At 73.4% G+C, this 22,540-nt stretch carries 21 protein-coding genes; 10 read left to right on the top strand and 11 right to left on the bottom strand.

Features of this window, described 5'->3' with window-relative positions:
- Window positions 1-12: 12 nt before the first annotated feature.
- From GA0070611_RS00615 to GA0070611_RS00605, 3 genes are read right to left on the bottom strand one after another with little or no spacing between them, the layout of a single operon-like run.
- Window positions 13-864: an ABC transporter permease gene (locus GA0070611_RS00615; protein ID WP_091655817.1), complete on the bottom strand. Its 852-nt coding sequence runs from the start codon at window positions 862-864 to the stop codon at window positions 13-15.
- A complete protein-coding gene (locus GA0070611_RS00610; protein WP_091655816.1) occupies window positions 857-1,783 on the bottom strand; it encodes an ABC transporter ATP-binding protein in 927 nt (308 codons plus the stop codon). The genes GA0070611_RS00615 and GA0070611_RS00610 overlap by 8 nt, the downstream gene beginning before the upstream one ends.
- A complete protein-coding gene (locus GA0070611_RS00605; RefSeq protein ID WP_091655815.1) occupies window positions 1,780-2,814 on the bottom strand; it encodes an ABC transporter substrate-binding protein in 1,035 nt (344 codons plus the stop codon). The genes GA0070611_RS00610 and GA0070611_RS00605 overlap by 4 nt, the downstream gene beginning before the upstream one ends.
- Window positions 2,815-3,325: 511 nt before the next feature.
- Between GA0070611_RS00605 and GA0070611_RS00595 the strand changes: the two genes are divergently transcribed.
- Window positions 3,326-3,505: a DUF4236 domain-containing protein gene (locus GA0070611_RS00595; RefSeq protein ID WP_091655813.1), complete on the top strand. Its 180-nt coding sequence runs from the start codon at window positions 3,326-3,328 to the stop codon at window positions 3,503-3,505.
- 128 nt (window positions 3,506-3,633) lie between these two features.
- Entirely contained in the window at window positions 3,634-4,158 is a 525-nt protein-coding gene (locus tag GA0070611_RS00590) for a potassium channel family protein (protein ID WP_091655812.1), read from the top strand.
- Here GA0070611_RS00590 and GA0070611_RS00585 read toward each other — a convergent pair.
- Together GA0070611_RS00585 and GA0070611_RS00580 are read right to left on the bottom strand one after the other, a co-directional pair.
- Window positions 4,118-5,026, bottom strand: a complete 909-nt coding sequence (locus tag GA0070611_RS00585) for a hypothetical protein (RefSeq protein WP_091655811.1) — start codon at window positions 5,024-5,026, stop codon at window positions 4,118-4,120. The genes GA0070611_RS00590 and GA0070611_RS00585 overlap by 41 nt on opposite strands.
- 127 nt (window positions 5,027-5,153) lie before the next feature.
- Entirely contained in the window at window positions 5,154-5,675 is a 522-nt protein-coding gene (locus GA0070611_RS00580) for a VOC family protein (protein ID WP_091655810.1), read from the bottom strand.
- A 50-nt stretch (window positions 5,676-5,725) separates the two neighbouring features.
- Here GA0070611_RS00580 and GA0070611_RS00575 point away from each other — a divergent pair, with 50 nt between their 5' ends.
- Both GA0070611_RS00575 and GA0070611_RS00570 read left to right on the top strand, forming a co-directional pair.
- A complete protein-coding gene (locus GA0070611_RS00575; RefSeq protein WP_091672264.1) occupies window positions 5,726-6,187 on the top strand; it encodes a MarR family winged helix-turn-helix transcriptional regulator in 462 nt (153 codons plus the stop codon).
- 102 nt (window positions 6,188-6,289) lie between these two features.
- Complete coding sequence (locus GA0070611_RS00570) at window positions 6,290-8,200, top strand: tetratricopeptide repeat protein (protein ID WP_407940403.1); 1,911 nt, start codon at window positions 6,290-6,292, stop codon at window positions 8,198-8,200.
- 4 nt (window positions 8,201-8,204) lie between these two features.
- Here GA0070611_RS00570 and GA0070611_RS00565 read toward each other — a convergent pair whose 3' ends face one another.
- Window positions 8,205-9,596, bottom strand: a complete 1,392-nt coding sequence (locus GA0070611_RS00565; RefSeq protein ID WP_091672261.1) for a sensor histidine kinase — start codon at window positions 9,594-9,596, stop codon at window positions 8,205-8,207.
- Between the two features lie 47 nt (window positions 9,597-9,643).
- Complete coding sequence (locus GA0070611_RS00560; RefSeq protein WP_091655808.1) at window positions 9,644-10,300, bottom strand: response regulator transcription factor; 657 nt, start codon at window positions 10,298-10,300, stop codon at window positions 9,644-9,646.
- A 96-nt stretch (window positions 10,301-10,396) separates the two neighbouring features.
- On the opposite strand from GA0070611_RS00560, the gene GA0070611_RS00555 reads away from it, so the two are divergent.
- Window positions 10,397-11,545 (top strand): LolA family protein, encoded by a 1,149-nt coding sequence (locus GA0070611_RS00555; RefSeq protein WP_091655807.1) that lies wholly within the window; start codon window positions 10,397-10,399, stop codon window positions 11,543-11,545.
- Between the two features lie 223 nt (window positions 11,546-11,768).
- Window positions 11,769-14,063 carry a HelD family protein gene (locus GA0070611_RS00550; RefSeq protein WP_091655806.1) on the top strand — a complete coding sequence of 765 codons (2,295 nt, stop codon included), beginning with the start codon at window positions 11,769-11,771 and terminating at the stop codon, window positions 14,061-14,063.
- Between the two features lie 51 nt (window positions 14,064-14,114).
- On the opposite strand, the gene GA0070611_RS00545 is transcribed toward GA0070611_RS00550, so the two are convergent.
- Entirely contained in the window at window positions 14,115-14,537 is a 423-nt protein-coding gene (locus tag GA0070611_RS00545; RefSeq protein ID WP_091655805.1) for a hypothetical protein, read from the bottom strand.
- Between the two features lie 259 nt (window positions 14,538-14,796).
- On the opposite strand from GA0070611_RS00545, the gene GA0070611_RS00540 reads away from it, so the two are divergent.
- Window positions 14,797-15,177 (top strand): hypothetical protein, encoded by a 381-nt coding sequence (locus tag GA0070611_RS00540; protein WP_091655804.1) that lies wholly within the window; start codon window positions 14,797-14,799, stop codon window positions 15,175-15,177.
- Window positions 15,178-15,241: 64 nt separating this feature from the next.
- On the opposite strand, the gene GA0070611_RS00535 is transcribed toward GA0070611_RS00540, so the two are convergent.
- The 3 genes from GA0070611_RS00535 to GA0070611_RS00525 form a co-directional block, all read right to left on the bottom strand.
- Window positions 15,242-16,195, bottom strand: a complete 954-nt coding sequence (locus tag GA0070611_RS00535; RefSeq protein WP_091672258.1) for a sporulation protein — start codon at window positions 16,193-16,195, stop codon at window positions 15,242-15,244.
- Window positions 16,196-16,294: 99 nt separating this feature from the next.
- The gene (locus GA0070611_RS00530) at window positions 16,295-17,071 is read right to left on the bottom strand and encodes a DeoR/GlpR family DNA-binding transcription regulator (RefSeq protein WP_091655803.1); all 777 of its coding nucleotides are present in this window, start codon (window positions 17,069-17,071) and stop codon (window positions 16,295-16,297) included.
- The gene (locus tag GA0070611_RS00525) at window positions 17,071-19,065 is read right to left on the bottom strand and encodes a beta-galactosidase (protein WP_091655802.1); all 1,995 of its coding nucleotides are present in this window, start codon (window positions 19,063-19,065) and stop codon (window positions 17,071-17,073) included. The genes GA0070611_RS00530 and GA0070611_RS00525 overlap by 1 nt, the downstream gene beginning before the upstream one ends.
- A 279-nt stretch (window positions 19,066-19,344) precedes the next feature.
- On the opposite strand from GA0070611_RS00525, the gene GA0070611_RS00520 reads away from it, so the two are divergent.
- From GA0070611_RS00520 to GA0070611_RS00510, 3 genes are read left to right on the top strand one after another with little or no spacing between them, the layout of a single operon-like run.
- Window positions 19,345-20,673, top strand: a complete 1,329-nt coding sequence (locus tag GA0070611_RS00520; RefSeq protein ID WP_091655801.1) for an ABC transporter substrate-binding protein — start codon at window positions 19,345-19,347, stop codon at window positions 20,671-20,673.
- A gap of 21 nt (window positions 20,674-20,694) precedes the next feature.
- Window positions 20,695-21,651 carry a carbohydrate ABC transporter permease gene (locus GA0070611_RS00515; protein ID WP_091655800.1) on the top strand — a complete coding sequence of 319 codons (957 nt, stop codon included), beginning with the start codon at window positions 20,695-20,697 and terminating at the stop codon, window positions 21,649-21,651.
- Window positions 21,648-22,532 carry a carbohydrate ABC transporter permease gene (locus GA0070611_RS00510; protein WP_091655799.1) on the top strand — a complete coding sequence of 295 codons (885 nt, stop codon included), beginning with the start codon at window positions 21,648-21,650 and terminating at the stop codon, window positions 22,530-22,532. The genes GA0070611_RS00515 and GA0070611_RS00510 overlap by 4 nt, the downstream gene beginning before the upstream one ends.
- Window positions 22,533-22,540 lie beyond the last annotated feature (8 nt).

Genomic DNA, 22,540 nt, shown 5'->3' with positions numbered 1-22,540 from the left:
AGGGGTTTCCTCTCAGGCGGTGACGTCGACGCGCCAGGTGGAGAAGCGGCGTTCCCCGGCGACGAGGAGCTGGTTGACCAGCAGGCCGATGGCGGAGATCGTGATGATGCCGGCGTACATGTCGGGGATGGCGAAGTTGTACTGGGCGTAGTTGACGAGGTAGCCGAGCCCGGCCTTCGCGCCGACCATCTCGGCGGCGACCAGCACCAGGATCGAGTAGGCCCCGGCGAGCCGGACGCCGGTGAAGACGGTCGGCACGGCCGCCGGCAGGATCACCTTCTGGAACAGCCGCAGGTGGTTCAGGCCCATCGAGCGGGCCGAGCGGATCAGCAGCGGGTCGACCCCCTTCACGCCGGCGATGGTGTTGAGCAGGATCGGCCACGAGCAGGCGTAGACCACCAGCGCGATCTTGGAGGTCTCACCGAGGCCGAGGATCAGCACGAAGACCGGCAGCAGGGCCAGCGCGGCGGTGTTGCGGAACACCTCCAGCAGCGGGCCGAGCAGGTCGGCCAGCGGCCGGTACCAGCCGATCAGCAGCCCGAGCGGGATGGCCCCGGCGACCGCGAGGGCGAGGCCGGTCAGCGACCGGGTCAGGCTCGCCCCCACGTGCTCGGCGAGTTGGCCGCTGGTGAGCAGCGCCCACCAGGCGGCGAGCACCTCGGACAGCGGCGGCAGGAACACCCGGTCGACCAGCCCGGCGCGGGGCGCGGCCTCCCAGATCGCGGCCAGCGCGAGCAGCGCGGCGCTGCGGTGCAGCACCCGGCCGCCGAGGCCGAGCAACCGGCCGGTGCGGGCGGGCGGCGCGACCTCGACCGCCGCCGGTCGGGTCACCGTGCGCGCGGGTCGTTCGGCGATGTCAACCAACGCGGGCCTCCTCGGTGCGGGCCGCCGCCGGCGCCGCGCGCCGCGCGCCGGTTCCGGTCCGGCCGGGGGTACGACCACCGTCGCCTCCGGCCCGGGTGGTGCGGCTGCCCGTCGGGGCGGGTCGGCCGGTGGCCTGGGCGGCCAGCACCTCGTCGCGCAGCAGGGTCCAGATCTGGTGCCGGTGGTGCCGGAAGGCGTCCGAGGAGCGGACGTCCTCGACGGCGTCCCGGTCGCCCAGCTCGATGTCGATGACCTGCTTGATCCGCCCCGGCCGCGACGTCATCACCGCGACCCGGCCGCCGAGGTGCACGGCCTCGTCGATGCCGTGCGTGATGAACACGATGGTCTTGCCGGTGGCCTGCCAGATCCGGACCAGCTCGTCCTGGAGCGAGTCGCGGGTCTGCGCGTCGAGCGCCGCGAACGGCTCGTCCATCAGCAGCACGTCCGGGTCGTACGCGAGGCTGCGGGCGATGGCGACCCGCTGCTTCATGCCGCCGGAGAGTTCGTGCGGGTAGCGCTCGGCGAACCCGGTCAGCCCGACCAGGTCGAGGTGGTACGCGATCAGGTCGGCCCGCTCGGCGCGGGGCACGCCCTTGGCCTCCAGTCCGAACGCGACGTTGCCGGCGGCGGTGCGCCAGGGCAGCAGCGCGTACTGCTGGAAGACGATGCCCCGGTCGAGGCCGGGACCGGTGACCGGGCGGCCGTCGACGAGCACCTGTCCGGAGGTCGGGGTGGCGAGGCCGCCGAGCAGGTCGAGCAGGGTGGACTTGCCGCAGCCGCTGGGGCCGACGACGACCAGGAACTCGCCGGGGCGTACCCCGAGGGTGAGGTCGTCGAGGGCGGTGACCGCGCCGCCGCTGCCACGCCGGCCCGGGAAGACCTTCGTCACCCGGTCGAAGAGGATCTTGTCGGTGCTCATGCGCCACCGCCGGCGGCAGCGAACTCGTTGAACTTGTTGGTGTAGAGGTCGGCCGGTTTCGGCTTCGCGCCCTTCAGCTCACCGGCGTCGGCCAGCCAGTCGATCCAGGTGGCGAACTCCCGGTCGGTGATCACGCCGCCGCGCTCGGCCACGCCGGTGGACTTCCAGTAGCCGACCAGGGTGGTGTCCTCGTTGCGGCCGCGCTTGGCGATGATCGACTTCAGCCGGGTGACAACGGTCTCCCGGGGCTGGGTACGGGCCCACTCGATGGCCTTGCCGACCCCGGTGACGAAGGCCTTGACGGTGTCCGGGTTGCGCTTGATGAAGTCGTCACGGAAGACGTAGCTGCCGGCACTGAACGCGCCGAGCAGCTCGTAGTCGGTGAAGACGGTCCGGATGCCGCCGTTGGCGACGGCCTTGTCGCGGATGACGCCACCCAGCACGGCCACGTCGATCTGCTTGGCCCGCAGCGATTGTTCGGTGTTGACCGGCGGCAGCGCGACCAGTTGCACCGTGGCGATCTCGGCCGGGGTGAGGCCGCTGCGGACCAGCCAGGTCTTGAGCACCGCCTCGGCGTGCGCGCCGAGGGTGTTCATGCCGACCTTGCGGCCGATCAGGTCGCGCGGGCCACGGATCGGGCTGTCCCGCAGCACGTAGTAGCCCTGGAAGGTCTGCGCGTCGGAGCCGTAGTAGCTGACCACGGCGGTGATCGGCGCGTGGGCGACCTTGAGCTTGACGATCGCGCCGTTGAACGCGCCGCCGAAGTCGCTCTGCCCGGTGGCGGTGGCCTGGATGTCGGCGGGACCGCCGGTGACGTTGCCGATCCAGTTGAGTTTGACGTCGCCGAGGTAGCCCAGGTCGGCGGCGAGTTCGGGCAGCGTCACCTGGCCGACCGAGCCCTGGTAGCGCAGTTCGGTGGTCTGCTTGCCGCCGGCGGCGGCGTCGGTGCCGCAGCCGGCGGCGGCGGTGAGGGCGAGCACGGCGACGGCGGCGGCGAGGGTACGCCGAAGGGGATGACGGGATGAGGCCATGGATCGGCTCCTGATCTGTCCACGGTGCGGTGGAGGGGCCCTCGGTCGGCGCAGTGGCCGAGCCGGGGTGCGACGGCACGGCGCGATGGCCGGGCGGGGATGTGACGGCACGCCGCGTCCGGGCCGGGGCGGCGGTGCGCCGGCGACGGGAGCGGGCGGTGCGGGAGGAGGGTGCGACGGTGCGGAGGCGGATCAGCTCAACAGAGCGCGCTCGCGTGCCGGACCAGGTCGACGTGCACGCGAGCGGTGAGGAGAAGCTCGTCCCGCTGCGACATGTCCTCATGTTGCCGGCCGCCGTCGCGCCCGGTCAACGCTCTTCCATGGAGTGAGATGTACGCCGCCGCAGTTGTTACACCCCTTCCCCAGCTGCGTTTACGGCCCCTTAACACCGACTGGTTGAGTAGGGATTGCCGACCACCGTCCTGTGCGGATCCGAGGGGGTTTCGCGCGCGGCGGTTTCGGGCATGTTCGATCTCGCAGAGGCAGGGAGATTCGAGAGAGGAGCCCGGCGATGGGCATCGTTTTCCGCAAGCGGCAGAAGTTCGGCCCGCTCTACCTGAACTACACCGAGAACGGCTTCTCCTCCTGGAGCATCAAGCTCGGCCGCTGGTCCTGGAACTCCCGGACCCGCGCCCACCGCGTCGACCTGCCGGGCCCGCTCTCCTGGAAGCAGGACAAGTCCCGGGCGTGACGTCCCGACGTCGAACGGGGTGCCGGTGGTTCACCGGCACCCCGTTCGGCGTCTCCGTGCCCTCGACGCCGACGACCGGGATCGCCGTTCCGCCGCCGGGGTGACACCGACACGCGGACAATCGCGGCATGGTCGACGAGAGCTTCCGACGCGAGCGGCGACGCGCCGCCGCCGGCGTCGCGCTGCTGCTGCTCGCCTACTTCGTGGTCCCGGTCGAGCCGGATCCGAACGGCGTCCGGCTGGCCCTGCGCTCACTCGGCACCCTGCTGTTGGTGGTCGTGGTGGCGTTCCTCGTCACCGGCCAGGTACGCCGGCAGCTCAGGGTCGAGCAGCCGACCGGCGACGCGGAGGTGCGCGCGCTGATCCGGCTCGCCGTCGCCCTGATCGCCGGCCTGCTGGTCTTCGCCCTCGCCGACTTCGTGGTGGCCCGCACCCGCCCGGCCGAGTTCGCCAACCTGGCGACCCGGATCGACGCGCTCTACTTCGCGCTGACCACGCTCACCACCGTCGGGTACGGCGACGTGCACGCCCAGGGGCAGATCGCCCGGGTGCTGGTCTGCGTACAGATGATCTTCAGCATCGGGGTGGTCGCCACCGGGGCGTCCATCGTGGTCAAGCAGATGACCCAGCGTCCCCGCCCGGGACGGGGCTGATCAGCACGTCTCCGCCGAGCCGGCCGTGCTCGGGCTCCCGCGCCACCGCCCCGGCCGCGAGCAGCGAGGCAAGCGCCCGGTTGGCGTCCTCGGCCCGGTAGACCGTCGACGTCGCGGCGAAGCGGCGCAGCTCGGTGACCGTTCGGGGACCGGAGCGGGTGAGTTCGGCGAGCAGTTCGCGGCGCAGCGGGCCCGGCTCCGGGTCCAGCCCGATGTCGAGCAGCCGCCCCGCCGGGTCGGCCGGGTCGCGGTAGCGCACCCCGGCGTACTCGTCGACGGCCCAGAGCGCGTCCTTGAGCGCCTCCAGCCCCCGGTCCGAGCCGGTGCCGTAGCCGAGCAGCCGGGCCGGCCCCCCGTCGGCGGGCACCAGCTCCACCTCGGTGACCAGCGGGAAGCCCGCCCCGACCAGGGCCGGGCGCAGCGGCCGGCCGGGCGTGGTGACGAGCAGCACCTCGGCCGGTCGGCCGGCGGCCGCGGCGGCCAGCAGCGCCGGTCCGGGTTCCCCGCCGTCGACCACGGTCAGCAGCGGCGCGCCGGCCGCGCCGGCCGCCTTGAGCGCCACCGGCAACCGGTCCGGGTGGCCGGGCACCACGTGCACGGCGACCTCGGCGGGAAGGCCGGCCTCGGCCGCGCCCAGCCGGGCCGGCAGCCCCGTCCCGCCGTCGGCGAGGACCAGCACGGTCAGCCGGCGGCCACGCAGCCGGTCGGCGAACTCGGCCACCACCCGCAGCGCGGCCTCCGCGCCACCGGCGTCGTCCCCGGCGTACGCGAGGGCCACGGTGGCCCGCCGCGAGCGGTGCAGCGCCCGGGGCAGCCAGTGGTCGAGCTGGCGGACGAGCAGCTCACGGAGGACGGCGTCGGTCGGCATCCTGTCGTTCTACCGCACGCCACCGGCGGCCTGGACGGCGGTCGGCGCAACCGGTCCGCGCCCGCCGCGACGTCGGCCGGCCCGTCCGTGCCATCGGGCCGGCCGGCGTGCCGCGGCGGCGGTGGGGTCAGGCCGGGACGGAGATTCCGACGCCGCCGCGGGTCTGGCCGCCGTAGCGCTGCCGCTCCCGGTCGAGGTCGAGCCGGCCGATCCGCTTGCGGGCGGCCAGGGCGGCGTCGTCGAGCAGGTCGGCCGGGACGATCCAGACGATCTCGAACTCCAGGCCGTCCGGGTCCCGGCCGTAGAGGCTCTTGGTGGTGCCGTGGTCGGAGGTGCCGACCAGCGCCCCGGCGGCGGCCAGCCGCTCGGCGGTGGCGGCCAGCTCGTCCAGGGTGTCCAGCTCCCAGGCCAGGTGGTAGAGGCCGACGGTGGCCCGGCCGGCCGGGGACGGGCCGGCGGCGGCACCGATCTCGAACAGGCCCAGGTCGTGGTCGTTGGTCGAGTCGGCCGCCTGGAGGAAGGCCGCCCCCCGGAACCCGTCCGGGGTCATCGGCACCGGGCGGAAGCCGAGCACGTCGCGGTAGAAGGCGACGCTGCGCTCCAGGTCACGGACGTAGAGCACGGCGTGGTTGAGGCGGTGGATTCCCATACCTCGGACGGTACCCCGATTTAGTTGAGCGTTCAACAACAGGATCTATGATGGTGGTCATGACCCGGTGGCTGGACCCCGACGAGCAACGCACCTGGCGCTCCTTCCTGGCCGCCTCCCGGGCGCTGATGGAGACCCTCGACCGCGAGCTCCAACGCGACGCGGGCATGCCGCACGCCTACTACGAGATCCTGGTCCGGCTCTCCGAGGCCCCCGAGCGACGGATGCGGATGAGCGAGCTGGCGGACGCCACCGGCTCCTCGCGCAGCCGGCTCTCGCACGCGGTCGCCCGGCTGGAGGACGCCGGCTGGGTCCGCCGCGAGGACTGCCCCACCGACCGGCGTGGGCAGCTCGCCGTGCTCACCGAGGCCGGCTTCACCACCCTCGCCGCCGCCGCGCCCGGCCACGTCGAGGGGGTACGCCGGCACCTCTTCGACGCGCTCAGCCCGGCTCAGGTGGACCAACTCCGGCGGATCAGCGAGACCCTCGCCGACCACCTGACCGGATGCTGACCAAACTGATCCACTCCGGGGGTTGTACTTACCGTCGTCGGGTGAGCACGATGGGGCGTGTCCTCCGGCTTCGCTGAACTGACTGTCCAGGCGCACCACCTGGTGTCCGAAGGCGACCTCGCCGGTGCCCAACGGCTGCTCGCCGACGCGTTGACCGACGCCGACCCGCGCCCCGGCAACGCCTCCCCCGAGCTGGCCGACGCCGCCGGCCTGCAGGCGCGGGTCCTGGTCGCCCTCGGCGAGCCGCACTCGGCGCGCGGCTGGGCCGCCTTCGCGTACGCGGCGAACACCCGGCTGCACGGGCGCTCGGACGAGCGGACCGTCACCGCCGCCGCCACTCTGGCGGCCGTGCTGCACCGGGTCGGCAGCGACGCCCGCGCCGCCCGGCTCTACTCCGACGTCATCATCGAACTGACCGCACGGGACGGGCCGGAGTCGCAGCGGGTGCTGGCCGCCCACGCCGACCTGGCCACGGTGGAATACTCCCGCGGCCAGTGCCAGCTCGCCCGCGACCGGCTCCAGGACGCCTGGGAGCTGCACCGCGAGGTGTACGGCGACGGCCACCCCAGCGGCATCAAGATGCTGGCGAAGCTCGGCGCGATGGAACGCGACTGCGGCCGGTACGCCGAGTCGCACGAGCACCTGGCGCTCGCCGAGGACCTCTGCGCGCTGCACCTGGCCCCCGACGACCCGCTCGCCACGCAGGTGTCCGCACTGGCCCGGGCCGCCGCCGACCCGGACCACGCCTGCGCCGCGCCGGAGCCGGCCGCCGAGCCGCCGGTGGTGCCGGCCGCCCGGGTCCCCCCGGCCGCCGAGGGGCCGCCGGAGCCGCTGCTCTACCACCCGCCGCGCCGGACCGGCCCGCCCGCCGAGCCGGTCCGACCCGCCGTGCCGACCCCCCGGTTGCCGCTCGACCCCGACGACGACCACCCGGCCGACGCCCACGACCCGTCGCTCGACGACGACCACCCGCCGTTCGAGGCCTACCACCCCTCGCCGTACGGCTCGACCGGGCCGGCCGACGACATCTCCCGGTGGCCCGGCGCCACCGCCAGCCCGGACCCCTACGCCGAGCCCGCCGACGGCCACCCCGGTCCGGCCCATCCCCACGCCGCACCGGTGGACGACCGCGACGCCACGGCCGACCCCTACGCACCGGCGGGCAGCGGCCCCGGCAGCGCCGGCCCCTACGACCTGCCGACCGACCGTCGCGCCGATCCCTACGGCGGGTCGGCGGACCGCCACGCCGGGCCGGGCCACTTCCCCGGCGACTCCCCGGCCCACGGCGGGCCGGTGGACGACCGCGACGAACCCACCGACGACCGTGCGGGCCGCTACGACGGGCCGGCGGACGACGACTGGTGGCCGCCGGAGGAACAGTTCGACGCCGACGACCCGTCGGCCGGGGAGACCGCGCTGCCGCCGGCCGTGGTCGGGCTGACCGGCGAGGAGTCGGCGGGCGTACGCCGGGTGTCCCGGGCCGCCGAGCCGGAGTCGCCGTCGCGCTACCTGCCGGTGCACGTGCCCCGCCCTCCGGTGCCCGAGCGCCGCGCCACGCCGTGGCTGCCGCTGGTCGTGATCGGGGTGGTGGTGGCCCTGCTGCTCGGCGTGGTCGCGGTGATCGCCGGGGTGTCCCGGGTGGACCGGTCCCAGCGGACGGCCGCGCCCGCCGGCAGCGCGGTCCCGTCGGCGAGCCGCCCCGCCTCCCCCACCGGTACGCCGAAGCCCCCGCCCGCCGCCACGGGCACCCCGCCCGGCCGGGTCCGCCTCACCGACCGGCGGGACAGCATCCTGCTGAGCTGGACGTACCCGTCCGGGGCGGAGGGGCCGGTGGTGATCGCCGGGGGCCGGTCGCGGGACACCCAGCACACCTTCCAGGAGCTGCCCGCCGGCACCGACAGCTACGTCGCGTACGGGCTGAGCCGCACCCAGGACTACTGCTTCACGGTGGCGGTGGTCTGGTCCACCGACGTGGTGGCCCGGGCCGCGCCGGTCTGCACCCGACGGGGCTGACGGCTCAGCCGGCGTCCGGCTCGACCAGCGCGGGCAGCCGTACGCTCACCCGCAGGCCGGTGCCGTCGGCGTCGGCGAGTTCGACCGTGCCGCCGGCCCGACGGACCAGCTCACGCACGATGGCCAGCCCCAGCCCGGCCCCGCCGTCGTCGCGGGCCCGCGCGTCGTCGAGCCGGGTGAACCGCTGGAACACCCGCTCCCGTTCGGCCGCCGGGATGCCCGGCCCGTCGTCGGTCACCGTCACCAGGTGGTACGCCCGCTCCCCCGGCCCGGCGCGGCGCGGACCGGGCACCGGACCGCCGGCCTCCGCCCCGGTCACCTCCAGCCGCACCTCGCCCCGGGCGTGCCGCAGCGCGTTCTCCACCAGGTTGGCCAGCACCCGGCGCAGCTCGGTCGGATCTCCCTCGGTCCACACCGGTCCGGCCGGCGGCACCAGCCGCACCGGGGGCGACGGGTAACGCCCGACCACCGCCCGCAGCAGCTCACCCAGCTCCACCGGCCCGACCGGGCGGGACACCGCCGCCGCGCCGGGCTCCTCGTCGAGGCGGGCCAGCAGCAGCAGGTCGTCGACCAGCCGGCCGAGCCGTTCGGTGTCGGCGAGCAGGTCGTCGGCGACCGCCGGCCAGTCGGTCTCGGGGCCGAGCCGTCGGGCCACCTCCAGCTCGGTGCGCATGTTGGCCAGCGGGCTGCGCAGCTCGTGCGCGGCGTCGGCGACGAAGGCGCGCTGCCGGGCCCGGGCCGCGGCCAGCCGGTCGAGCATGTCGTTGAGGGTGACCGCGAGCCGCTGGATCTCGTCACGCGCGGCCGGGACGGGCAGCCGCCCCGGGCCGGCCCGGTCGGTGATCTCGGCGGCGCCCCGGCGCAGCGCCTCCACCGGCCGCAGCGTCGCGCCGACCACCCGCCAGGCGACCGCGGCCAGCCCGGCGACCAGCAACGGGAAACCCACCAGCAGCAGGGTGCGGACCACGTGCAGGCTGTGCCGGACGTCGGTCACCGACTTGGCGACCACGACGGTGAGCGGGTCCAGCGAGCTGCCCGCCGGTACGGTGACCACCCGCACCGGCCCGGTCAGCCCGACCCGCCGCCCGTCGACGTCGAGGCGCTGCCGTTGCCCACCGCGCAGCTGGTCCGGGCGGAGCATCGGCACCAGCCGGTCGGCGTCGATGGAGGCGGCCCGGATCCGCCCCTGGGCGTCCACCACCTGCACCCGGAGCTGGCCGCCTGCCACCGGGAGCGGGTCGGGCAGGGCGTCGGAGGCGGCGAGCAGCGCCACCGCGTCGGCGGTGCGGAACGCCTCGGCGTCGACCGAGCGTTGCAGGGTCCAGCCCAGCGCGCCGAGCAGCAGCACGCCGCCGAGGGCCAGCCCCACGCTCAGCCCCGCGACGCCGATCAGCATCAGCCGGGCGCGCAGGCCGAGGCCGGGTGGCATGCCGCGCCGGCCTCTCACGTGCTGAGCCGGTAGCCGGCGCCCCGGACGGTCTCCAGCCGGTCCCGGCCGATCTTGCGGCGCAGGTAGCCGACGTAGACCTCGACGGCGTTCGGGGCGGTCTCCAGGCTGGCGTCCCAGACGTGGTCCAGCAGCTCGGTCTTGGAGACCACCTGGCCGGCGCGGCGCATCAGGTAGTCGAGCAGGGCGTACTCGCGGGCGGTCAGCGAGACCTCGGCGTCGGCCCGGGTGACCCGCCGCCGCGCCGGGTCCAGCCGCAGGTCGCCCACGGCGAGCACGCTGGGCCGCTCGGGCGCGCCCCGGCGCAGCAGCGCCCGCAGCCGGGCCAGCAGCACCACGTACGAGAAGGGCTTGGTCAGGTAGTCGTCGGCCCCGCAGTCCAGCCCGTCGGCCTGGTCGTACTCGCCGTCCTTGGCCGACAGCATCAGCACCGGCAGCCAGTGCTCCTCGGCGCGCAGCCGGCGTACCACCTCGTAGCCGGAGAGACCGGGCAGCATCACGTCCAGGATCATCGCGTCGTACTCGCCGTGCCGGGCCGCGTCCAGACCGGCCGGCCCGGTGCCCGCGACGTCCACCGCGAACCCCTCCGCCACCAGGCCCCGGCGCAGCGCCGCCGCGAGCCGCGACTCGTCCTCCACCACCAGCAACCGCACCCGTCCAGGGTGCCACCCCCACGACACCCCGTAGGGGATCTCCTCAGCGGCTTCACAGCGCCCGGGTTGCAGCATGGTGGGCAGGAGGTATCCACCATGTCTGTTCTGAAGAACCGTGCCGTGCTGCGCTGGCTGGTCCCGGTGACCGCGGGGGTCGCCGTGATCGGCGGCGGCGCGGCCGTCGGCACCTTCGCCGCCACCGCCGACCCGGCCCTGCCCCCGCGCACCGCCGCGCAGCTCCTGGATGACCTGCGCACGTCCCGCCTCGACGGGCTCTCCGGCACCGTGGTGCAGCGCGCCGACCTGGGGCTGCCGCCGCTGGCGAACCTGGCCGGCATGGCCGGCGGCGAGGGCGGCCTGGCCGGCCTGGTCAGCGGCACCCACACGGTGCGGGTCTGGTACGCCGGCCCGGAGCGGCAGCGGCTGGCGCTGCTCGACACCCTCGGCGAGTCGGACGTGCTGCGCAACGGCCGGGACGTCTGGACCTGGAGCAGCCGGTCGAACACCGGTTCGCACCGGACGCTGCCGGCGGGCGAGGCGGGGATGCCGACCGCGCCGGCCACCCCGGCCGACGCGGCGGACCGGGCCCTCGCGGCGATCGACCCGAGCACCGCGGTGACCGTGGGCCGGGCCGCCACCGTCGCCGGCCGGGACGTGTACGAACTGGTGCTCACCCCGCGCGACAAGGACTCCCTGGTGCACCAGGTGCGCATCGCGCTGGACGCGAAGGAGCACGTGCCGCTGCGCTTCGAGGTGCTCGCCGACGGCGTCGACGAGCCCGCCTTCGAGGTGGCCTTCACCCAGGTGGACTTCCGCACGCCCGACGCGGACCAGTTCCGGTTCAACCCGCCGCCCGGGGTGACGATGACCGAGGCGTCCACCGAGGCGCACGGGCCGGCCGGCAAGCACCGGCCGGACGCCGACAAGCGGCCGGACGGGGTGCGTACCGTCGGGACCGGCTGGACCACCGTGCTGGTGGCGCGGCTCGACGAGACCGGCCTGACCGGGGCGGACGGCACCGCGCGGGAGCCGGGCCGGGGCGGGCCGACGGCCGGTACGGGGCGCGGCGGGCCGGCGGGCGCCGACCTGGCGGGCATGCTGACCGTGCTGCCCAAGGTCAGCGGCGACTGGGGCAGCGGCCGGCTGCTCAGCTCGAAGCTGTTCAGCGTGCTGCTCACCGATGACGGGCGGGTGCTGGCCGGCCTGGTCAGTCCGGAGCGGCTCTACCAGGTGGCCAAGGGCTGAACCTGGTCAGCGGGACCCGACAGGGGTCCGGTCGGCACCCGCCGGCCGGACCCCTGTCCGGCTTTCCGGGCCCGGTCGCGGCGCGCCGGTGTGACGTGGCCGGGGGCGGCCGGGCAGGCTTGGTCCGGAGGCGGACCGCGCGGTATCTTTCTCAGTTCAAACACAAAAAGGAATGGCAAAAGAATGCCATTCCTGCGCTGATTTTAGCCAATGAGGAGCCGGTTTGTCAAGTCACTCCGACGTGCCGGGTGAACTGCACCAGGACGACGAGATCGGGCGCGAGCAGGAGTACGTCTCGGTGCTCTACGACCGGCTGGACGGGCTACGCGAGCAGGCCGCCCGCCGGCTCGCCGAGGAGCTGCGGGCCACCGGCGGCACCCGGCAGGCGCAGTCCCAGCGCGACTCCACCGTCGGGATGTACGCCGAGCAGGTCGAGCGGTACGGCGCGGTGGAGAACGGGCTCTGCTTCGGCCGGCTCGACGGCGACGACGGCTCCCGCCGCTACATCGGCCGGATCGGCATCTTCGACACCTCCGGCGACTACGACCCGCTGCTGATGGACTGGCGTGCTCCGGCCGCCCGGGCGTTCTACCTGGCCACCGCCGCCAACCCGCAGGGCGTACGCCGCCGCCGGCACCTGCGTACCCGGGAGCGGAAGGTCACCGGCCTCAACGACGAGGTGCTGGACATCGCCGCCGCCTCCCCCACCGCGCACGAGGAGCTGACCGGCGAGGCGTCCCTGCTGGCCGCGCTGAACGCCGGCCGGACCGGCCGGATGCGCGACATCGTCGAGACCATCCAGGCCGAGCAGGACCGGATCATCCGCGCCGAGCTGCCGGGCGTCATGGTGGTGCAGGGCGGCCCCGGCACCGGCAAGACCGCGGTGGCGCTGCACCGGGCGGCGTACCTGCTCTACACGCACCGGGAGCAGCTGTCCACCCGGGGCGTGCTGCTGGTCGGCCCGAACGCCACCTTCCTGCGCTACATCTCCCAGGTGCTCCCGGCGCTGGCCGAGACCGGTGTGCTGCTGCGTACCCAGGCGGACCTGTTCCCCGGGGTGAGCGCGCGGCGCACCGAGCCGGCGGTCGCGGCGGCGCTGAAGGGGCGCGCGGTGATGACCGAGGTGCTGGCGAACGCGGTCCGGGACCGGCAGTGGGTGCCCGACGAGCCGCTGGAGATCGAGCTGCCGCAGCACGAGATCCTCACCCTGGAACCCGAGGTGGTCCGGCAGGCCCGGGACCGGGCCCGCCGTTCGCAGCGCCCGCACAACCTGGCCCGTGCGATCTTCGACATCGAGGTCGTGCACGCGCTCGCCGCCCAGGTCGCCGAGCGGATCGGCGCCGACCCGCTCGGCGGGGAGAACCTGCTCTCCGAGGCCGACGTCGCGGAGATCCGCCGGGAGCTGCGTGAGGATCCCGAGGTCCGGGCCACCCTGGACGAGCTGTGGCCGGTGCTCACCCCGCAGCGCCTGCTCGCCGACCTGTACGCCGACCGCGAGCGGATCGCCACCGCCGCGCCGATGCTCGACGACGCGCAGCGGGCGCTGCTGCACCGCGAGCCGGGCGGCTGGACGCCGGCCGACGTACCGCTGCTGGACGAGGCCGCGGAGCTGCTCGGCGAGGACGAGCGGGCCGCGGTGGCCCGCCAGGAACGGCTGCGCGCCATGGAGCGGGAGTACGCCGAGGGCGTGCTGGAGATCTGGCGCGGCTCCCGGTCCATCGACGTCGAGGACGAGGCCGAGGGTGGCGAGATCCTCGGGGTCACCGACCTGATCGACGCCGACCGGCTCTCGGAGCGGCAGGAGGACGCCGAGCGGCTCACCACCGCGCAGCGTGCCGCCGCCGACCGGCGCTGGGCGTTCGGCCACGTGATCGTCGACGAGGCGCAGGAGCTGTCGCCGATGGCGTGGCGGCTGCTGATGCGGCGCTGCCCGAGCCGGTCGATGACGATCGTCGGCGACGTGGCGCAGACCGGCGCGCTCTCCGGCACGCCGTCCTGGGCCGAGGCACTGGCGCCGTACGTGGCGGACCGGTGGCGGCTGGAGGAGCTGACCGTCAGCTACCGCACGCCCGCCGAGATCATGGCGGTCGCCGCCGAGGTGCTGACCGAGATCGACCCGACGCTGCGTCCACCCCGCTCGGTGCGCGCCTCCGGCGTACCGCCGTGGGACCGGACCGTCGCCGCGGACCGGCTCACCGACGAGCTGGTGGCGGCGGCCACCCGGGAGGCGGCCGGGCTCGCCGACGGGCGGCTCGGCGTGATCGTGCCGGCCGACCGGGTCGACGAGCTGGGCAAGGTGGTCGTCGGCGCGCTGCCGGAGGCGGCCGTCGGCGAGCAGCCGGAGCTGGCGAACCGGGTGGTGCTGCTCACCACCGAACAGGCCAAGGGCCTGGAGTTCGACTCGGTACTGGTGGTCGAGCCGGAGCGGATCGTGGCCGAGTCGCCGCGCGGGCACAGCGACCTCTACGTCGCCCTCACCCGCGCCACCCAACGCCTCGGCATCCTCCGCACCCTCTGACCACGCGCCCCACCCACCCCGCGGTGCAGCGCGGGGTGGGTGGGGGACGGCTCAGCCGGGGTTGGCGCCCTCGTCGGTGAAGTTGCCGACCTGGCTGCCGCTCGACGAGGCGTCGCTGGTGGAGCCGCCGGCCGGGGTGCTCAGGCCGCCGGTGGTGGCGTCGCCGGTGGTGGTCGGGGCGACCTTGCCCCGGTGCCGCTCGGGCTGGCGGGCGACCCGCCGGGCGCTGGCCGGGCCGGCGGTGCCGCCGGTCGTGGTGACCGCGCCCTGGCCCCGGGTCGGGCCGCCGTCGCGCAACACCTGCGGGTCCACCCGGGCGTGCGCCGGGTCGTCCGGGTCGGCGTCCTGGATCATCCGCTGCACGTCGGTCTGCGGCACGGTGACCTCGTCGAGCGCACCCTCGCCGTAGACGCCGCCGGCGACCCGCTCCTCGGCCCGCCGGGCCGCGTCCTGCCGGATGTCGTCCTCACGCACGTCAACCACCTCGCAGTCTTCTCGGGACGGCTGATGCGTGCCCGAGGCCCGCCCGGCCAAACCGGGCCCGCCCGGTACCGGACCCACTGTCCGGTTCACCGGAGCCGCTGCTATTCGGCCGGGAGGCGGTGTTACCTGCTCCGGGGCCAGGGGTAGTCGGGGGGTGCCCCCGCCATCAACGCCAACCGTGCCGTGGCCGACACGCGGTAGCGGGGCGAGGGTTGCAGAGAACGACTCATCAAATCCTGAGGAGGACCAGATGAGCACGCAGGCTGCATCCACCAGGCCCATGAACCGGCCGATGACCGACACCGCCAACCGCGCGGCGATGCAGGAGAGCCCGACCCGTCCGATGCCGATGATGCACGACGGGCACCGGGAGCCGGTGATGACCGCGCCGGGCACCGAGACCAAGGGCTCGTTCAAGACGACCGAGTTCTGGATCTACCTGGCGTCCGTGGCGGGTGTGCTGGTGGCGTCCTACCTGGTCGGCAAGAACTCGGTCGGGGTGGACATCTTCCGCGCCCCGCAGGCCTGGTTCCTCATCACCCTGCTGACCATCGGTTACCTCGGTAGCCGTGGACTGGCCAAGGCCGGCAGCAACTTCCGCAGCGGCGCCGAGCGGCAGGCCCGACGCTGAGCGGGCGAGACCTGAGCACGACGGTGGCCCCGGGAACGTTCCCGGGGCCACCGTCGCGTCACGCCTACTCGAAGTCGCCGCCGAAGTCGCCGAAGTCGCCCTCGAAGGCGTCCTCGATCAACTCACCGGCCACCATGCCACCGGCGACGCCCAGCGCCGCGCCCGCCACCATGCCGCCCATGCCGGAGCCGGGCCGGCCGTGGTGCCCGTGCGGGGCGGCGAAGCCGTGCCCGCGCATGCTGCCGAAGCGGGAGGTGGTCTCCCGCAACCAGCCGTCGACCACCTGGACCCAGTCGGTGCGCCCGGCGTCGGCGTGCGGCACCGCGTACCGGCCGAAGGTGTCGTGCCCCGAGCTGAGGAAGCCGCCGCGCTTGTCGCACTCCAGCACCACCTCGACGCCCTGCTGGCTGGTCACGAAGGTCAGCTCGACCTCGTTGACCGTGCGGGCGTACTGCGGCGCGGCGAAGAACTCGATCTCCTGGTAGAACGGCAGCGTCTGCTGCACGCCCCGGATGTGCCCGCGCTCCAGGTCGGCGTGCTTGAACCGGAAGCCGAGCGCCTGGAAGGCGTCGAGGATCCGCTCGTGCACCGGCAGCGGGTGCACGTTGACCTGGTCCAGGTCACTCTTGTCCACCGCGCGGGCCACCGCCAGCTCGGTGCGCAGCCCCATGGTCATGCCGTGCAGCCGCTGGCCGTACACGTCGGTGACCGGGGTCTCCCAGGGCACCGGGAGCTGGAACGGGATCGACAGCTGCTGCTTGGGGGCCAGCTCGAACGCGCCGCTGACCGGCATCCGGTGGAACTCCATGACGCCCGCGTACTCGGTGTCGCCGCTCTCGATCTCGACCCGGGTGACCAGGCCGACGGCGATGTGCTCGATGCTCGCCGGCGCCTCGCCGCCGACCAGGTTGACGTGCCCGTCGAGGGTCAGGCCCGGCCGGGTGTTCGGGTTGGTCAGCACCGTGTCCACGCTCGGACCGCCGACCCCGAACGCGCTCAGCATCTTCTTGAAGACCATCACCACTCCCGCTTCCACCGCCGGCACGCTCCACGGTGGAGCGCGCGGTGCCACCAAGGGCACCCTAACCTGGGCGGCTGTGAAGTGCCTGAAAGGCGCTCAGCCGGCCTCGACCACGATCAGCTCGCCGACCTGCTCACCGACCAGCCGACGGGCCTCCGGCGGCAGGCCGCCGTCGGTGATCAGCAGGTCGGCCTCGGCCAGCGGGGCGATGGTGGCGATGCCGATCGTCTCCCACTTGGTGTGGTCGGCCAGCACGACCAGCCGCCGGGCCGCGGCGATCAGCCGCCGGTTGACCGCCGCCTCCAGCAGGTTGGGGGTGGTGAAGCCGGTCCGTGGGCTCATCCCGTGCACGCCGAGGAAGAGCAGGTCCACGTTGAGGGTGGCGATGGCCGCCTCGGCGACCGGCCCGGTCAACGCGTCCGACGGGGTGCGGATCCCGCCGGTGAGCACGACGGTCTGGTCCGGCCGGGGGCTCTGGTAGAGCACGTCGGCGACCGGGATCGAGTTGGTGACCACGGTCAGGCCGCGTACCTCGGCGAGCCGGGCGGCGAGCGCGGCCGTGGTGGTGCCGGCGGAGAGCGCGACGGCCATGCCGGGCTCGACCAGCTCGACCGCCCGCTCGGCGATGGCCCGCTTCTCGTCCTGCTGCCGGATCGACTTGGCCGCGAAGCCCGGCTCGTCGGCCGAGCCGGGGCCGGCCAGGGTCGCTCCCCCGTGGACCTTGTCGACCAGCCCGCGCTCGGCAAGGGCCTCCAGGTCCCGCCGGATCGTCATGTCCGACACCCCGAAGCGGCTGACCAGGTGGCTGACCCGGACGCCGCCGCGCTGGCGGATCAGCTCCAGGATGGCGCTCTGCCGTTGCTGGGCGAGCATCAGACCTCCTCCTCGCGGACCACCGCCACCTCGCCGGCCGGCACCACCAGCTCCCCGGCGCAGGGCCCGCCGCCGAGCAGTTCGGTGCCGGTGGCGGCGAGGCGGGCCTCGGCGTCGGTGTGATTGACGACGAACAGCCAGCTGCGGTCGTCGGCGCCGCGCCGACGGACCACCTCCACCCCGGGCGGGGCGGCCACCGGCGGGCGGACCCCGGCCGCGTCGAGCAGCCGGGCGACCAACCGGTCGGTGGCCGCCTCGTCGAGCCGGGTGCCGGCGTACCAGGCGACCCCGTCGCCGACCCGGTGCCGGGTCAGCGCCGGCACCCCGGGCAGTGGCCCGTCGGCGTACGAGGCGAGCACCTCGGCGCCCTCGGCGTGCAGCCACTCGGTCCACACGTCGGCGGTGCCGCCGTCGTCGAGCTGGACCCGCTCCCCCGCCCGCAGCGGGAAGAACTCCTCCACCCGGACGCCGAGCAGCTCGCGGAACGCACCCGGGTAGCCGCCGAGCCGGATGTGGTCGTGCTCGTCGACGATGCCGCTGAAGTAGGTGACCAGCGCGGTGCCGCCGGCCTCGACGAAGCGCCGCAGGGCCGCGGCGTCGGCGTCGCGCACCAGGTAGAGGGTGGGCACCAGGACCAGCCGGTAGGCGGACAGGTCGGTCGACGGGTGCACCACGTCGGCGGTGACCCCGGCCCGCCAGAGCGCGCCGTGCAGGGCGGCGAGCCGGTCGGCGTACGTGACGTCGACGCTGGGGTGCGAGTCGAGTTCCGCGCCCCACCAGGCCTCGTAGTCGAAGAGGATCGCCACCTCGGCGTCGACCCGGCTGCCGCGTACCTCGGCCAGCGCGGCGAGGTCCGCGCCCAGCCGGCAGACCTCGCGGAACACCTTGGTCTCCGGGCCGGCGTGCGGGACCAGCGCGGAGTGGAACTTCTCCGCGCCGGCCCGGGAGGCCCGCCACTGGAAGAAGAGCACCCCGTCGGCGCCGCGCGCCACGTGGGCGAGGCTGTTGCGGCGCAACTGGCCGGGGGTCTTGGCCACGTTGCGCGGCTGCCAGTTGACCGCGCTGGTGGAGTGCTCCATCAGCAGCCACGGCGCGCCACCCGCGACGCCCCGGGTGTGGTCGGCGGCGAGCGCCAGGTTGACCTGCGGCTGCGGGTCGGCGGCGGTGAGGTAGTGGTCGTTGGCGACCACGTCCACGTCGCCGGCCCAGGAGTGGTAGTCCAGGTACTTGATGCCGGTGCCGATCATGAAGTTCGTGGTGACCGGCTGGCCGGTCAGCCGGTGCAGCAGCTCCCGTTCGGCGCGCAACTGGGCGCGCTGCTCGTCGGAGGAGAAGCGCAGGAAGTCCAGCTGCTGGGTGGGGTTGGCGAAGGTCGGCGCGGTGCGCGGCGGGTTGACCTCGGCCCAGTCGTGGTAGCGCTGGCTCCAGAACGCGGTGCCCCAGGCGGTGTTGAGCGCGTCCAGGTCGCCGTAGCGCTCGCGCAGCCAGCGGCGGAACGCCTCGGCGCTGACGTCGCAGTAGCAGTGCACGTTGTGGCAGCCCAGCTCGTTGGAGACGTGCCACAGCACCACGGCCGGGTGCGCGGCGTACCGGTCGGCGACAGCCTCCACCAGCGCCAGCGAACGCTCCCGGAAGACCGGCGAGCTGGGGCAGTACGCCTGCCGACCGCCCGGCCAGAGCACGGTCCCGTCGGCGCGGCGCGGCAGCGTCTCCGGGTGGCGGTGGGCCAGCCAGGGCGGCGGGCTGGCGGTGGCGGTGGCCAGGTCGACCCGGATCCCGTTGGCGTGCAGCAGGTCCAGCACCCGGTCGAGCCAGCCGAACTCGAAGCGGCCGGGGGCGGGCTCCAGCAGGGCCCAGGAGAAGATCCCGACCGACACCAGGTTGACCCCGGCGCGGCGCATCAGCGCGACGTCCTCGGCCCAGGTCTCCTCGGGCCACTGCTCAGGGTTGTAGTCGGCGCCGTACCAGATGTTCTCGCCGTGCCAGGTCCGCATGAGAGCAGAGCGTGCCCCCGACGGACAGCCAAGTCAACACTTTCCAACATCGGCAAGGATTACAACGTTTACCGGCTCCTGGCCTTGTAACGACTGGGTTATCGCTGTCCGTCAGACCTCTTGACAGCGCCGAACCAAGGGGTAGCTTCAACCGCCACCGGCTGTTTGTGTTCGGACATGTGGATTCTCGGTGGATCTACCGCTGCCGGCACGAACACCGATCCCCGCCATCCGTCACGGCCCTTGGGCGCAGCGCACCTCTTCCACGCAGGAGGCACAATGTCCCGTCCCCGCTCGCAAGCCGAGTACCTCGCTCGACTCGTACCCCCGTCCGTCGCCGGCCTGAACCGCCGCACGCTGCTCGCCGGCACGGCCGGCGCGGGCGCGCTGCTCGGCACGGGACTGCTCGCCGGCTGCGGCTCCGACTCCGGCTCGGGCGCGGACGCCAAGGCCGTGTCGCTGGGCTCGAACCAGTCCGATCCGAAGCCGAAGGACGTCATCGCCAAGGTGATGGACGGCTTCAAGACGTCGTCCGGGGTCACGGTGAACATCAACACCGTCGACCACAACACCTTCCAGGAGAACATCAACAACTACCTGCAGGGCAAGCCGGACGACGTGTTCACCTGGTTCGCCGGCTACCGGATGCGGTTCTTCGCCGCCAAGGGCCTGGCCGGTGACGTCAGCGACGTCTGGGGCAAGCTCTCCGGCTACTCCGACGCGTTCAAGAAGGCGTCCACCGGGGACGACGGCAAGCAGTACTTCGTGCCGGCCTCGTACTACCCGTGGGCGGTCTTCTACCGCAAGTCGGTCTGGCAGCAGCGCGGCTACCAGGTGCCGAAGACGCTCGACGACCTGAACGCCCTCAGCGCGCAGATGAAGAAGGACGGGCTGACCCCGATCGCCTTCGCCGACAAGGACGGCTGGCCGGCGATGGGCACCTTCGACATCCTCAACCTGCGGATCAACGGCTACCAGTTCCACGTCGACCTGATGGCCGGCAAGGAGGCGTGGACCTCCGACAAGGTCCAGAAGGTCTTCGACACCTGGGCCGGGCTGCTCCCCGTCCACCAGCCGGACGCGCTCGGCCGGACCTGGCAGGAGGCCGCCCAGTCGTTGCAGCAGAAGAAGAGCGGCATGTACCTGCTCGGCCTCTTCGTCGCCCAGCAGTTCAGCGGCGACGACCTGGCCGACCTGGACTTCTTCACCTTCCCGGAGATCGACTCCACGATCGGCGCCAAGGCCCTGGACGCCCCGATCGACGGCTACATGATGGCCCGCAAGCCGAAGTCGAAGGACGCGGCCACCAAGCTGCTGACCTACCTGGGCTCGAAGGACGCCGCGAACATCACGGTCAAGAACGACCCGAGCACGCTGGTCGCCAACTCCGAGGCCGACACCAGCGCGTACACCGCGCTGCAGAAGAAGGCCGCCGAGCTGGTCGGCTCGGCCACCGAGATCGCCCAGTTCCTGGACCGGGACACCCGGCCGGACTTCGCCTCCACGGTGATCATCCCGGCGTTGCAGCAGTTCATCAAGAACCCGAAGGACATCAGCGGGCTGCTGACCAGCATCGAGAACCAGAAGAAGTCGATCTTCACCAGCTGACGGCGGAAGGGGGAGGACATCATGTCCGACCTGCCCCTGATCCAAGCGGATCGCGCCGTGACGCCGCCGGCCCCGACCACCGTCACGCGTGGTCGCGGCCGTCGGCTGCGGCTGTTGTCCCGCACCGACCGCGTGGTGATCACGCTGATGGTGCTCGTACCCCTGCTCCTGGTCCTCGGCCTGGTCTGGCTGCCGGCGCTGGCGACCGTGGCGCTCTCCGGCACCGACTGGGACGGCATCGGCCCGCTCGGTGAGATCGACTGGGTCGGCGCGCGCAACTACCACGACGTGGTCAGCATCTACCCGCCGTTCGTGCCGGCGGTGCAGAACAACCTGCTCTGGCTGGCCGCGCTCTTCGTGGTGGCCACCCCGTTCGGGATGTTCCTCGCCGTGCTGCTCGACAAGGAGCTGCGCGGCAGCCGGTTCTACCAGACCGCGCTCTACCTGCCGGTGGTGCTGTCGCTGGCCCTGATCGGCTTCGTCTGGCAGCTCATCTACAGCCGCGACCAGGGCCTGCTCAACGCCGTCCTGGGCAGCCAGACCGACTGGTACGGCGACCCGCACGTCAACATCTGGGCGGTGCTGGTCGCCGCCGGCTGGCGGCACGTCGGCTACATCATGCTGCTCTACCTGGCCGGCCTCAAGGGCGTCGACCCGTCGCTGCGGGAGGCCGCCGCGGTGGACGGCTCCTCGGAGACCAGCACCTTCTTCCGGGTGGTCTTCCCGGTGATGCGACCCATCAACATCATCGTGCTGGTGGTGACGGTGATCGAGTCGCTGCGCGCGTTCGACCTGGTCTGGGTGGTCAACAAGGGCCGCAACGGGCTGGAGCTGCTCTCCGCGCTGGTCACCCAGAACGTGGTCGGCGAGGCCAGCCGGATCGGCTTCGGCTCCGCCCTGGCGACCATCATGCTGGCCGTCTCCCTGCTCTTCATCACCCTCTACCTGTTCACCGTGATGCGGGAGGACAAGCAATGACCGCCGCCGTCCCCGCCGGGCGTCGCCGGCCGTTGCGGCCCGCCCGGGTCGTGCTGCACCTCTTCCTGGGTACGGTGGCCGTGGGCTGGCTCTTCCCGATCCTCTGGGCGGTGCTGACCTCGCTGCGCTCGTACGAGTACACGGCCCGCAACGGCTACGTCTCGCTCGGCGGCTGGACCTTCGACAACTACGTGACCGCCTGGAGGACGGCCGAGTTCGGCAAGCACTTCCTCAACTCGGTCTACATCACCGTGCCCGCGGTGCTGCTGACCCTCTTCCTCGCCTCCTGCGTGGCGTTCGTGATCGCCCGGTTCAGCTGGAAGCTCAACATCGCCCTGCTCGGCCTCTTCACCGCGGCGAACCTGCTGCCGCAGCAGGCCCTGCTGATCCCGCTGTTCCGGATGTTCACCGAGATCCCGCTGCCGGCCTGGATGAGCGACTCGGAGCTGCTCTACGACAGCTACTGGGGGCTGATCCTGGTCAACGTCGCCTTCCAGTGCGGCTTCTGCGTCTTCGTGCTCAGCAACTACATGAAGGCCCTGCCGCACGAGCTGTACGAGGCGGCGATGGTCGACGGGGCCAGCGTCTGGCGGCAGTACTGGCAGGTCACCATGCCGCTGTGCCGGCCCGCGCTGGCCGCGCTGGCCACCCTGGAGGTGACCTGGATCTACAACGAGTTCTTCTGGGCCACGGTGCTGATGCGCAGCGGTGACAAGTTCCCGGTGACCAGCTCGCTGAACAACCTGCGCGGCGAGTTCTTCACCGACAACAACCTGGTCTCGGCCGGCTCGGTGCTGGTCGCGATCCCCACCCTGGTCATCTTCTTCCTGCTCCAGAAGCAGTTCGTCCGGGGTCTCACCCTGGGCGCCAGCAAGGGCTGACCGGGCCC

Source organism: Micromonospora auratinigra (assembly GCF_900089595.1).
Classification (GTDB): domain Bacteria; phylum Actinomycetota; class Actinomycetes; order Mycobacteriales; family Micromonosporaceae; genus Micromonospora; species Micromonospora auratinigra.
This window is presented reverse-complemented; position numbering and strand designations above follow the sequence as displayed.

Excerpts from the sequence above, each read along its gene's own strand:
- GA0070611_RS00515 (WP_091655800.1), top strand. The coding sequence starts at position 20,695 with ATGTCCGACCTGCCCCTGATCCAAGCGGATCGCGCCGTGACGCCGCCG.
- GA0070611_RS00605 (WP_091655815.1), bottom strand. The coding sequence starts at position 2,814 with ATGGCCTCATCCCGTCATCCCCTTCGGCGTACCCTCGCCGCCGCCGTC.
- GA0070611_RS00580 (WP_091655810.1), bottom strand. The coding sequence starts at position 5,675 with ATGGGAATCCACCGCCTCAACCACGCCGTGCTCTACGTCCGTGACCTG.
- GA0070611_RS00535 (WP_091672258.1), bottom strand. The coding sequence starts at position 16,195 with ATGGTCTTCAAGAAGATGCTGAGCGCGTTCGGGGTCGGCGGTCCGAGC.
- GA0070611_RS00540 (WP_091655804.1), top strand. The coding sequence starts at position 14,797 with ATGAGCACGCAGGCTGCATCCACCAGGCCCATGAACCGGCCGATGACC.
- GA0070611_RS00590 (WP_091655812.1), top strand. The coding sequence starts at position 3,634 with ATGGTCGACGAGAGCTTCCGACGCGAGCGGCGACGCGCCGCCGCCGGC.
- GA0070611_RS00530 (WP_091655803.1), bottom strand. The coding sequence starts at position 17,071 with ATGCTCGCCCAGCAACGGCAGAGCGCCATCCTGGAGCTGATCCGCCAG.
- GA0070611_RS00555 (WP_091655807.1), top strand. The coding sequence starts at position 10,397 with ATGTCTGTTCTGAAGAACCGTGCCGTGCTGCGCTGGCTGGTCCCGGTG.
- GA0070611_RS00510 (WP_091655799.1), top strand. The coding sequence starts at position 21,648 with ATGACCGCCGCCGTCCCCGCCGGGCGTCGCCGGCCGTTGCGGCCCGCC.
- GA0070611_RS00575 (WP_091672264.1), top strand. The coding sequence starts at position 5,726 with ATGGTGGTCATGACCCGGTGGCTGGACCCCGACGAGCAACGCACCTGG.
- GA0070611_RS00520 (WP_091655801.1), top strand. The coding sequence starts at position 19,345 with ATGTCCCGTCCCCGCTCGCAAGCCGAGTACCTCGCTCGACTCGTACCC.
- GA0070611_RS00595 (WP_091655813.1), top strand. The coding sequence starts at position 3,326 with ATGGGCATCGTTTTCCGCAAGCGGCAGAAGTTCGGCCCGCTCTACCTG.
- GA0070611_RS00610 (WP_091655816.1), bottom strand. The coding sequence starts at position 1,783 with ATGAGCACCGACAAGATCCTCTTCGACCGGGTGACGAAGGTCTTCCCG.
- GA0070611_RS00585 (WP_091655811.1), bottom strand. The coding sequence starts at position 5,026 with ATGCCGACCGACGCCGTCCTCCGTGAGCTGCTCGTCCGCCAGCTCGAC.
- GA0070611_RS00565 (WP_091672261.1), bottom strand. The coding sequence starts at position 9,596 with ATGCTGATCGGCGTCGCGGGGCTGAGCGTGGGGCTGGCCCTCGGCGGC.
- GA0070611_RS00525 (WP_091655802.1), bottom strand. The coding sequence starts at position 19,065 with ATGCGGACCTGGCACGGCGAGAACATCTGGTACGGCGCCGACTACAAC.